Raw genomic sequence first — 12,379 nt, 5'->3', positions numbered from 1 at the left:
CAAAGTTGAATAAAAAAATCCCTCATAGCGGTTATGAGGGATTGGTTTTTAGCTATATTATTTAAAAAACAATTAAGAAGCTTTTTCTTCTAGCCCTTGTTTTTCCCATACTTTAGCTTTAAATGTCATGAGTACTAAAACAACACCAACACCAATGCTAAATAATGCAATTTGTAGGTATAGGTTAGGGATTTCTTGGACATTATTCGGATCGAAATTACCAGCAAGTAAACCTGCGATGATGTTACCGATTGAGTAAGTTAATACAAATACACCCATCATTTGACCAGTGTAACGTTTAGGCGATAGTTTACTTACCGCACTTAATGCTACAGGGCTTAAACAAAGCTCACCTACTGTATGTAAAAAATAGGTAGTAACAAGCCAGTAAGGCGCTACTTTTAAGCCTTCAGCAGCGTAATGAGCCGCCATAAACATAACTAAAAAGCCTGACGCCATGATAATTAAACCAAGCGCACACTTAACGCTGTAGCTAGGTGATACTAGACTTTTAGATAAATTAATCCAAAGCGCTGCAAAAAATGGTGATAGGGCAATAATAAACAGCGAGTTTAACGATTGAAACCACGTTGTAGGGATTTCAAAAGTACCAATAAGGCGGTCAGTATAATCGCGTGCAAATAAGTTTAATGATGAACCTGCTTGTTCAAAACCAGACCAAAAACATGCTGATGCAATACATACTAAAAATAGCGCCCACATTCTTTGTTTTTCAGCATCAGTTAATTTACCTGTAAAGTAAATAACACCAAAATAAACAAAAAAGATAATAGTGAATACAACAGCTACGTATCCTGCAACCACTGTTGGATTGATTACAATTGCGCCGGTCATTGCAGCTGTAGTCACTGCTGCAGCTATAATTACAAACGCAGCAATACCACCCCATGCGCGGGAAGTACCTTTAGGGCCTAATGGGTTGGCTGGTAAAACGCTATGCTCTGGCAAGTTATTAAGTGAGCGCTTATATTGCACTAAACCAATAGCCATACCAACAGCTGCTGCGCCAAACGCCCAGTGCCAGCCTACGTTTTCCATAAAGTAACCACAAACGTAGTAACCAATCAAAGAACCTAGGTTAATACCCATGTAGTAAATAGCGTAACCACCATCACGACGTTCGTCGGCATCACTGTATAACTGGCCAACCATTGCGCTGATATTTGGTTTTAATAAACCAGTACCCGTCGCTACAAATATTAAGCCAATAAAAAATGAATAATCATGTGGAACTGCCAAAATAATATGGCCACACATAATAATAATACCGCCATACCAAACCGCTTTTTGACCACCGAATAGTCTATCGGCTAGCCAACCGCCAGGTAAACCTAAAAAGTATACTGCGCCTGTGTATAAACCATATATTGCAGCAGCTGATGCAACGGTAAAGCCAAGGCCTTCTTGTTGTAAGCTTGCCGTCATAAACAATACGAGCATAGCTCGCATACCGTAATAACTCATTCGTTCCCACATTTCAGTGAAGAACAATGTCGAAAGTCCTTTAGGGTGGCCAAACCAGCCACTATCTGGAGCTGAACTCATATTTACTTCCTAACTTTAAGAATTGTTGTAATGGCCTTATAATTTTTTGCTTTAGCTATTTTAGTATTTGTATTTACTAGAATGCTCGACCATCAGTATAGTATTTGTAGCTAAGATAATGATTTGCTATAGGGTAATAACACCACAAGGTAAGAGGCACACCCTTATCCTAGTTACAATTGGGCACAAGTATACATATACCTTAGTGCTAGGGGAAGTATTGCGCGGTGTATCACCTTATGCCGAGTTAGAACTCGGCATAAGGTACAATTGGAGTGCCAGGAAATTCAAGAGTGCCATATACAGGGTTGAAGTAGTATCGCATATACAATTGGCCAAAGTTAGGCTCGTAAAAGTCTGAACGATCTATTGCCAGGTAACCACCAAAAAACCAGTGTGGCGTTATTCTATATTCAAAGCTGCCCTCTAGGTTATAAGAGATACTTGAACTTGTGTCGCCCTCAAACGCTGGATTTGCTCCTGTTTCAAGCTGACGAATAAACGCTTCTGCTTGTAAGTCTGGATCGTTAGGGAAAAAGTCAATTGCTTGGGTTTTAGTTTGTGAATATGAAACGCCCGTTTTCAAACGATAAACAAAATCATTGCCCCAACGTGCGTCATAACTAAGCGGTACTGATAAACCAACGTAATTTTGTGGACTATAGTAACCACCATGCCCCCAAGTTTCTTCACTTAAATTATATTGGTATGCCCAATGTAATAAGCTTGCTCCTACAGTGAATTCGCGTTCTTGATTGCTAATTACGCGATAATAACTGCCACCCATAATACGATATCGCTGATTGTCTTTTACATTTTGGCCCTTATATGAGGTAAAGTCAGCACTAGACCAAAATCCCCAATTACCACCTAAATCGTGTGATATATTTGCAGTAAGGCCTGTAGAACGTACGCCTCCCCATATTTTACCGGTGTTTATATCTTCAAGACCCGCATAAGAAAGTACTGAGCTGGTAACGGGACGCTTCTCTAATTCAAGGCTGTATCCAAAGTCGCCAATATCATCGGCGTAATTTACGCCCCAGACAATATCCTCAATTAAAAACCCTAAAGGGGTTGTACCTATATCTAAACGCCAGTTTTCATTCTGCCAGCCTAATCCAATATCTACGCCGCTTTCTTTTGGGCTTACTTCATCAAGAGAACACGTAAATATACATAAAGCACCTTGGCCATAACGGCTTCCCGCAAATTGCTCATCAAAACGTGTTGTTTGCGCACTAATTGTTGTCGGGTCTATTTTTACAAAGCCTTGACCTTGCCAAAGTGGGAAATAGGCTTCAATAGGCACTAAACCAGCCCCAAGGGTTGCTTCACTTTCAGTGCTTGTCTGGCCACTAAAGTTAACACCAATAGCGATGTAAGCTTGGTTTTTGTTTTGTTCATTAATAAGCTCACGCTTTGCGCCGTTTATATACCACTCATCGCTTTCATTTATTAGCGAAAGCGAGTTATAAAGCTCTTTTTCAGTTAATGTGCGGTTAGGCGAGAGTGTTTGTGTGTACCAAAGTTGAGCTTGTTCTGTTTCATTGAAATTGCTGGCCACTTGGGCGCCCAAATAACGTAACTCTGTATCATTTGACGATTTAGTAATGAGTTCTGTAGCTAAACCAAGTGCGTCACCTGAGTAGTTAAAATCATTAAGAGATGCCATAATTTGACGTTGTAAATAGCTTTCCTGTGATGAAGTTTGCGTTATAGCTTGTTGTGTTACTTCTTTGGCTTGAAAATCATCACCTTGCTCTCTGTACGCTTTAGCAATCGCTAGTAAAGCTTGTGGCTCAATAATTTGCTTATTTTGTACTTTTTGCTGATATAAGATAATCGCTGCTTGGCGTTGTTCAAGCGCTAAATTTGCGTTAATTAATGCTGTGGTTATTGCTGCGTTATTTTTATATTTTTGGTCTAGTTGATTTAGTTTCGCAATTAAATCGCTGCCGCTGTAATACTGGTTAATATAGTTGTTTTGTAACTGTACATATTGATTAACATCATTTTCAGATGCATTTTCTGAAAGAGCATAACTGGTGAACCATTGTTTAGTTTGTTGCTCATTTCCTTGTTCTAATAGCCATTCGCCATAAAGCATATGCCAATAAGCAGAAAGTGTAGGTTGTGCCGTTAATGCTTTATTTATAAGTTTAACAGCGTATAGCTTTTCATTAATTCGATACCAATTACGTGCTAATTCGGCTTGCATTACGGGAGTTAAGTTTTGTGCTTCTAAGGCGCTTAAATGATAGATGGCCGTTGCTTTATTTTTAGCATCAAGATGGCGCTCGCTTTGAGTTAAAGATTCGTTAAGTTGTAGCTGTTGTTCTAGCGTAACAATATCTGCATTTCTGGCTCTAAAGGGAATATATTGCAAGGTTGCAATAGCGCCTTGGTAGTCATCAATAGATCGTAGAAAAAGCGCGTGGCTATAGCGCAACTGAGGGTTTAAAGGGAACTGCCACAATACGTTATTAAACAACGTACGAGCTTTATCAGTAAGCCCTTTTTGTTGGTATATAAAAGCTAAGTCGTAATATAGCCAAGATTGCTCTGGTGCAATATCTATTGCCTCACGCAACACTTTTTCAGCCTGCTCTAAATCACCAGCTTGCGCTAGGGTATTTGCTTTTGCTCGATATTGGCTACTAAGCGATATTGAATAGGATTGCTTAATTTGCTCCTTTTGAGCAAATGTTAAACGGTTATAAAAAGACGTTAAAGCTTGTTCACTTTGTTCAAGTTCAGCTATTTCAAGCAAACCTAATAAGGCGCTGTTATTGAGAGGGTCATTCTTTAAAACAACTTGATAGGTTCGTTCTGCTTGAGAGTATTGCCCTTGAGCAAATTGTAACAAGCCTCTGTTATATAAAACTGCATTAGGGTTTTGCTCCAATGCATCAGCTAAGTCTAATTTTAGCTTTGCTATTTTAAATTCATTCTTATTAATTGCATCTTTGGCTTGGCGTATATAAAGCCAAAACTTTGCTGTTTTAGCTAATCCTTTTAAGGTTTCTCTTTGTGCAAAATCGGCGGTGTGCTGTTGCGCTCGTGTAAAGTACTCATAGGATTTTTGATTGTCACCTAAGCGTAAATAAAGAATACCCAGACTTCGCATTATTGCACCGTCTTGAGGTCGCCCACTTATCGCTTTTAACAGTAACGGTTCAGCCGCTTTTAATTTGTTTTTTTCAAGGAGTTTATCGCCTCTAACCCAGAGCTGATAGGCTGGATCTGCAATTAAGGTTTGACGTGCTGTTAAATCTTTTTTGAAATCCTGATACTGTAACTCACCTTTAGTACTAAACGGGTAAAGCATAAAGTAGGTTTGAAACTCTTTATCAGTGGCACCACTAATTGGCATGTTTGCTAGCGAACCGAGCCAAATCTCTTCTACTTCATTACTAAAGCTAGAAGTTGAGCCGTATTTACTTAGAATACGAATAGCGTGCTTGTCACTTGGGTTACGTCTGAGTAAATGCCTCGCGTAAGCAATCTCAACTTGGCCTATATTAGAGTAACTTTGCAATAATGTTTCGTAACCATTTTTAACACTTTGCCATTGAGAGCTGTCTTGCGCGTACCAGCTTAAATGTTCTAGTTCATAATTGAGTGTTGGGTATACATTATTAAATATTTTATTATAAATTTGACGTGCAGGTTCGTACCGACCTGCGCGAGCTAGTAATTTAGCTTCTTGAATAGCCGATTTATCTTTGCCTTCAATTCGAGACATGACTTTGAGTTTTTCAATGCAAGGGGGTTGCTTAACAAGTCCGTTATTTAATTTGCTTAGTAGTTGATTTGCTTCATCTAAATCACCGTTAACAAAGTTGTAATGCGCTTGAGCACACTGTGTTTCTATGCGGGTTGGAGCAATCGCGACCAGCTTTTTCAAGCTATCTTCAATAAGCCTTTTATTTTTTTGTGCTTCACCAATATTTATTTGGCTTAGTAACCACTCAACAGATCGCGTATCAATATCATTTACTGTTTTTGCGTTTAGCATTGGGCTCAGTATTAATACGCAGAGTAGGGCAACCTTTAGCTGCATTCAGTACTCCATTTAGGTTGTAATGTTCCATCCGCTGTAATTGCAAAACGTTTATTTAAAGTACTTGTACCAAATAAATTTAATACACTGTCGTAGTAACGAGTTTGAGTGAATGACTTATCAACCATTAATTTTTGCTGAATTGTCATCGCTAAGGAATCATCGTCTTGTATTGCAAGTAAAGGTAGTAAAGCAGCGTTAAAGCCTAATGGGCCTCTTTTTTCTGATTTACCTGATTTCGAAAACGTATTTAATGGCACATAACCACGGTCATTAATTGTTTTTAAAAATGGATTAAATTGTGCTAACAATTCTTTTTTATAAGGCGCATCGTTTGCCATCATACTGGCCCATAAATAAACCCTAATAGCGTTGTAGCTTCCTACGTCACTTGTTTTTTTATCGTAATAAAAACCATTATTAGTGTCGTACATTACCCAGTCAGGGCTAACACCTTGTTTGGCCGTATCTAGAATTAACTTTGCTGAGCTTTCATGCAGTTGCTCCCAAGGAGAATGAGGGTATAGTTTTTTAAATTGTTGATATATAAATAAAGGTGAGTAACTAGGGTTTAATTTATATTGTTCATCTTTAAATTCAAAGCCAGCTGGGGCCGGTAGTAATGACAAACCAAGACCGGAAATATAGGCTGTTTCTTCTCGTATTATACGCTGAGCTAGCACGGCCGCTAATATACTATAACGACGGTCACCCCAGAGAATAGCAGCTTGTGATAAGCTATAAGCTATCCATAAATCAGAGTCAGCGGCAGGGTTTGAATCTAAAATTGATCCTGCATTTTTTTCATTTATACCCCATTGCCATGCTGGTAAACGCGTACTTAAATCACCTTCGGATAAATGATTTTCGGTCCAATCAAGTACTAAATCAAACATTGCTTTATCGTTTGCTATTACAGCAAAAAATAACGCGTAAGACTGACCTTCAGATGTTGTAATACTCTGCTTACTACCTAAATCAATAACACGACCATCTGGGCTTATAAAGTGGCTTTTAAATACTTGCCATGCTTGCCACGGTTGACACTGTTCTATCTGTGCTTTCGCATTAAAAGCAAATAATGCCACAGCAACGCAGAATACCTTTATAAGTGACTTCATTATTTATCTCCCTCAGCTAAACGCTTGTATGTAAGTGCTTGTAATAATCGCCATAGAATAAATGAGATCAGCAGTAGCGTTAAAATAGATAATAACGCTAATATAAATGGGTGATCTGATAAGTGAAACCAAATTAAGGTATGAACAGGGATCTGACCAACAAAATACTGTTTATCTGTTTTAATTGTTTCGATCCCTTGTGTTGTAATTATTGTTGCACTGCCCTTAATTTGTTCTCGACTTTGCGAGTTCATCAGTGCGTTATCTAACAGGCCAAACGCTTCATTTGTTGTTGCCGTTAACGATACTATAGAACGTTGCGAGCTAAAGGGGGACTGATAGCCTGTAATCACCGCCATATTGCCGCTACTCGTTACGTTTATTTGTATTTTTTCAGCTTTATTATCGTCATAAGCACCGTTATAAATAGCGAGTTTAATTGCACGTTGATTGTTGTTAAGTAAAATGTTTTTTGGTTCATCTTCTTTTAGCTTGTCACTGCGCGTACTTGGTTTGGTTATAAACAGTATGTCTTTATCGTTGTAGTTTATATCATCACTTAAATATTTTACTGTTAAACGGTGACCAGGGTAGCCTGTTATAGCGCCAAAATGACCGGTTAAATTAAAGAGCATTGAAAGTGCTTTAGGTGTTGGGTTTTCATTCAAAATAACTAATGTTTGTTGTAAATCGGCGTATTTTGTAAACGGGAATCCACTATTAGCAAATACATTTAAATCTGGTAGTGCGATATAGTGATTAAAATTACTTACATCAATATGAGAGTGACCGTCTATAACACCGTATTCGCCGCCAAGAGGAGCTCCAGTACATGTTGCATTTTTTAGTACGTCAAATCGGAAATCAAAATTAAGCTCATTACGTTTAGCCAAGTTAATACCATTAAGCGAAAAGTTTTCAGTACTTTGAGTTGAATCTGTATTAGCAATTAACGGTAACAGTGTTTTTGTTGTACTTACAGTAGAGTCATTTTTTTCTAATAAAAAGCCACTAATAAACTCTTGGTTTATCAGCATATTCAGCCTAGAACTTAGTGTGTCATCTTCTGGCGTATTACGATATTGCAGCGTTATCGGGATCCCTTTTTCACGCCACGTAAATAAATCAGGTGCAAAGCGAATATTCAACTTAACAGGACCGCTATTGAGCCCTGTAGTTTGTAACTGAGTTGGGTAGTCAATTAACTCATCAAAATGTACAGGGCGATCGCTTCTCAGCCATCGAGGTGCATCGTAAGCTTTGCGAAGTGGAATCTTATTCATGCCTTCAATACTTACACTTCGGCCAGTCATTACTTTATGGCCAAACACTAAACCGTTTACTGCGGTTTTTAAATCTTTTTCATCACGTCCTAATATAAGGAGTATTTTTTTATAACGGTGTATTGGATTGGAAATAATCTCTATTGTTGGTTTTTCTACATCAGGGTAGTCGGCTAAAAAAGCAGGTTTAGATGTGTTTGTAATAAATACAACACTGTGTTGATTAGGTGATTGATTAAGTACAACAGGGAAGTTAGCACCACGCCAATCAGCTTGAGCACCAAACCAGCTCGAAAGTGTTGCAGCGGCTTCTATTGCTTCTTCATTTGGTGTGCCGGAAAAAATAAACGGAAGAGTTAGTTTACTGTAATCTTTGCTATCAAAAAATGGTTCAGGTAAATACTCAATTTTACTATCAATAGCCAGTGAAGTTTGGTCGAGAGTTATATTACTTGATTTGTTTATTTCTACCCAAATAGCACGGCTAAAATAGTCTTGACATGACGTACTATAATAACCAACAAGCTCAAAGCGAATTTGATTGAAGTCTTGAATGTATTTTGCGTTGAGCGCTATATTATGTTCAGCGGTATTTTTAATAATATTGGAAGGTTCATTTATAGATAAAACTGTCACTAAATTTTCATTAAAATACACTTTTAAATGCGATACGTTGGCAATTAATGAAGGAGAGTTTGTGTATGAGAAATTCAACATCAAATCTTTACTCAACTTATCAATGCGATTAGTGAAGTCGACATTTGAATCGTTATTTATACCGTCTAGCTTATAATTATTAAAACCCAGAGCTTCAAAATCAAGACGTAAGCTAGTAACTTGAGCACTCTCAGGATAGCCATTGTTGAATATGGTCTTATCACTCATGGGCTCAATAGCATTAGCTTGCCAAGCAATGTTCATGAGTAAAAATATAACGAGTGTACTAAGTAGCTTATTAATCATAATTATTTTGCACTATAGGTTTTTTTGGAATGAATGAGTTTATATACATAACTAAACGAGTTAACAGTTTAATAGTCGGTTGTAATGGCCTAGGCGCATGAAATAGTAAATTACTAAAGCCTCTTAAACTAGTCTTTTGTACTTCTTTGAAGCTGTATGACGGGCGATCATGCCTAAAGTTATTTTGCCAATCAAGCCAGGCATCTGCTCTAGAAAAAGTACACTGTATAAATGCACGTTGTTTTTCGAGCGACAAATCTTTAAGTGTCAGGCCTATATGTTTATTACGGGTATTACACACATGAGTTGTAAACGAAAATTGTTTGTCTCCTCGACTCATTAACAACTCAATTTTATCGTTTACTCTACATAAGTGGGCATGCTCTGTCTCAATACCGACACCATTATCTGAGTAATCAGTGATTCTAACTTTTAATGTGTGCCCATTCGCTAAGCGAATACCCGCTGGAAAGTTGGCTTTTATTCGGTGTGAGTGCCTTACTTGACGCGCTTCTGCTGCAACAGCAACAGCGGCTCCTAGAATAATCATGTTGTAGAGCGCCCAGCCCATACTAATCACTAACACACCTATTTGAGAAGGGTCACCAAAGATCAAACGCAGTACCCCAAACACGATGCCCAGAAGGTTAATTGCTAACAGTATGAGATAGGGTTTCGAAATTCCCCAGTCGTAATGCTCTTCATCATTTAGCCCACCTTTTTCTGTTACATTAAACTTACCTTTATTAGGATTAAATAAGGCAACAGTGGTTGGTTTCAATATGTACCAAGCCAACACCGATTCATACACTTCGCCCCAAAATGAGTACCTGTATTTACCTTGAATACGTGAATTAGTCGCTTTAATTTGAATAAGCGTAGGTACTACATAAATAAAAATAGCTAAAAAAGGCGCATAGATAATATAGGCATTAAAGTAGATCAGTGCTAAAGGGGCTGTTAAAAATACAATACGAGGTATTCCCGATAAAAAATGTAACATTGCGTTTATATAGCACAAGCGTTGAGGAATACTTAACCCTTTGCCTATTAAAGGGTTATCAAGTCTGAAAATTTGCGCCATACCGCGTGCCCAACGAATTCGTTGCCCAATATGCGCCGATAAACTATCAGTAGCGAGTCCTGCGGCTTGTGGAATGTTGATATAAGCTGTTTTATAGCCTGCGCGTTGCATGCGCAGTGCTGTGTGAGCATCTTCGGTTACAGTTTCAAATGCAAAACCACCAATATTATCCAGCGCTTCTCGTTTCAATACCGCACAAGAACCACAAAAGAAAGTCGCATCCCACATGTCGTTACCGTCTTGAATAAGCCCGTAAAATAACATGTTTTCATTTGGGATTTGGCTGTGATTGTTAAGGTTTCTTTCAAATGGATCAGCAGAGAAAAAATGATGTGGTGTTTGCACTAAACAGACTTTACTGTCTTTTAAAAATTGGCCCATGGTTGTTTGCAAAAAAGAACGCGCAGGAACATGGTCACAGTCAAATATAGCAATGTACTCACCATGGGTATAGCGCATAGCGCTGTTCATATTGCCAGCTTTGGCATGATTGTTATCCGGACGCGTTAAATACCCTACGCCAACTTCTTTTGCAAAATCAGCAAATTCAGGACGTTTACCATCATCGAGAATATACACATTTAACTTGTCCTCAGGCCAATCGATACTTAGCGCTGCTAATGTAGTTGGTTTTACAACACTCAATGGCTCATTGTAAGTTGGGATATACACATCAACCGTAGGCCATAAGTCAGTATTTCTAGGTAATGGTATGGGCTTGCGTTCGAGTGGATTAATAGTTTGGAAAAAACCAAGTATTAAAACAAGCCAAGCATATGTTTCAGCAAGTAGTAGTCCGGCTCCTAAGGCTAAAGCAAGAGGATCATCCCAATTGAGTGTTTCAGTGTAACGCCACCATAAGTAACGTGAGGACGTTGTTACCGATAAAGTGATCATTACAATCGTTGCCATCTGGCCTTTTATTCGCTTAAGTGAATAGGCGACTAATAAAATGAAGCTTATAAAAATGGCTTGCGCTTCTAGACTGAAAGGAATAGTGATAAAAATCGTTAATAAAAACAATATGAATGCAATCACAATGTATTTTACATATTTATTTTGCCAAACACGCGCATCGGCAATAGAGTAAAAAGCACTTTGTTTAGGTTTTTTTGCTTTTTGACAGTATACGCCTTAGTAACTTACCTAATTTTAAATCAAACCACCTAAACTGCCTAAAGAGACGATTCACTGAGTCATAGAAATGGTGTGATATTTTTTCTTTCGTCGCCCTTTTTTTGTCGTTTTTTTAACGAACGTCAAAAAAACGCTTTGTAAAATAAAGCGTATTGAATTTGAATAAGGATGGTTTCTATACGGTTGTCTTAAATGCGGATAATTCACGCTTATCGATTCACGAATATTACGCTTATGAACGCTAATTTTTACAAATAGAGAACTTACTATAATCAGAAATGGCATCAGCAATGCTTCAATCGCATTCATTCTGTGTTGATTGAAGTAGCCGTGAAACTTAAACAGAATCAAACGGACTAATTTTTCGCTAAACAATAAACTCAGCACCAGTCGAAAGGTGTTTTGAAAAGGGTGTTTATGAAGTGCCTTAAATGAGATCATAATGCTGTTTTACTTACCAACCAGCCAGCCAGCGTTTCGAAATCGTCGTTAGCAATGCTATAAGGTGCACAGTTTAGTGCCACATTACGATAAGCCGTTGACTCTTTAATCACTTCGTCACTATTTATAAAAAAAGGTGCCATAAGTGGGAGTGTTGACTGCCAAAGTGAGAATAAATCGAATTCTAATTCAGAGGATGAATTGTATCGGTTAACTAAAAAAAGTGATGCCACGAATTTTCAGTCTTTTTTAGTTTTTGCAAACGTCTATAAATAAGACTGTGGCATACCGCATCGCAATTGACTAACTCAATGACAATATCGTCTTTATGTAAGGTGTAGTTACTGATATCTATATGACTTGGACAATCGAAGAGTACCCAAGCGTTTTGAATATTGTCCAGTTTATTGCAATTATCAATCAGTTCGTTTAATGCGGTATTAGAAGGTGTTTTTTCGCCATGGGGTAAAAAAATGATGCCGTCACTATCTTGGTAAAAACATGTCAGGATATCGTTGAAATTTTCAGCGTCGCTCCAGCCTTGTGTATTTTTCCAAGGCAAACCAAAATGCAGCCCTAAATCACTTTTTGGGTCTAAATCAACCGCAATTACGTGTACATCGGATTTTTTCAGCACGCAGGCAAGATTAGCCACAATTGCGGTACAACCTGTACCACCTTTTATACCTTTTAAAAAATTCTTTGCACGTGATGGGGT

4 protein-coding genes and 2 pseudogenes are annotated in these 12,379 nt (G+C 38.1%); all 6 read right to left on the bottom strand.

The genetic code is table 11. The features are described from left to right. Positions 1-72: 72 nt before the first annotated feature. The 6 genes and pseudogenes from P4S65_RS16910 to bcsQ all read right to left on the bottom strand — a co-directional run bounded on the left by P4S65_RS16910 (position 73) and on the right by bcsQ (position 12,346). Complete coding sequence (locus P4S65_RS16910; protein ID WP_033031529.1) at positions 73-1,566, bottom strand: peptide MFS transporter; 1,494 nt, start codon at positions 1,564-1,566, stop codon at positions 73-75. 247 nt (positions 1,567-1,813) lie between these two features. Then, on the bottom strand, positions 1,814-5,632 hold the full coding sequence (locus P4S65_RS16905; RefSeq protein WP_337120633.1) for a cellulose synthase subunit BcsC-related outer membrane protein: 3,819 nt from the start codon (positions 5,630-5,632) through the stop codon (positions 1,814-1,816). Continuing rightward, the gene (gene bcsZ, locus P4S65_RS16900) at positions 5,623-6,753 is read right to left on the bottom strand and encodes a cellulose synthase complex periplasmic endoglucanase BcsZ (protein ID WP_096793501.1); all 1,131 of its coding nucleotides are present in this window, start codon (positions 6,751-6,753) and stop codon (positions 5,623-5,625) included. The genes P4S65_RS16905 and bcsZ overlap by 10 nt, the downstream gene beginning before the upstream one ends. Continuing rightward, positions 6,753-8,999, bottom strand: a complete 2,247-nt coding sequence (gene bcsB / locus P4S65_RS16895; RefSeq protein ID WP_337120632.1) for a cellulose biosynthesis cyclic di-GMP-binding regulatory protein BcsB — start codon at positions 8,997-8,999, stop codon at positions 6,753-6,755. The genes bcsZ and bcsB overlap by 1 nt, the downstream gene beginning before the upstream one ends. Continuing rightward, positions 8,992-11,661, bottom strand: a pseudogene (gene bcsA / locus P4S65_RS16890) (UDP-forming cellulose synthase catalytic subunit). Before bcsA ends, bcsB begins: the two are co-directional and overlap by 8 nt. Further along, positions 11,658-12,346 (bottom strand): annotated as a pseudogene (bcsQ, locus tag P4S65_RS16885) (cellulose biosynthesis protein BcsQ). Before bcsQ ends, bcsA begins: the two co-directional pseudogenes overlap by 4 nt. Positions 12,347-12,379: the final 33 nt, after the last annotated feature.

The organism is Pseudoalteromonas sp. B131b (genome assembly GCF_037162545.1).
Taxonomy (GTDB): Bacteria; Pseudomonadota; Gammaproteobacteria; order Enterobacterales; family Alteromonadaceae; genus Pseudoalteromonas; species Pseudoalteromonas fuliginea.
The sequence above is the reverse complement of the archived record's forward strand: the minus strand, read 5'-3'. Positions and strand labels throughout refer to the sequence as shown.

Excerpts from the sequence above, each read along its gene's own strand:
- P4S65_RS16910 (WP_033031529.1), bottom strand. The coding sequence starts at position 1,566 with ATGAGTTCAGCTCCAGATAGTGGCTGGTTTGGCCACCCTAAAGGACTT.
- P4S65_RS16905 (WP_337120633.1), bottom strand. The coding sequence starts at position 5,632 with ATGCAGCTAAAGGTTGCCCTACTCTGCGTATTAATACTGAGCCCAATG.
- bcsZ (WP_096793501.1), bottom strand. The coding sequence starts at position 6,753 with ATGAAGTCACTTATAAAGGTATTCTGCGTTGCTGTGGCATTATTTGCT.
- bcsB (WP_337120632.1), bottom strand. The coding sequence starts at position 8,999 with ATGATTAATAAGCTACTTAGTACACTCGTTATATTTTTACTCATGAAC.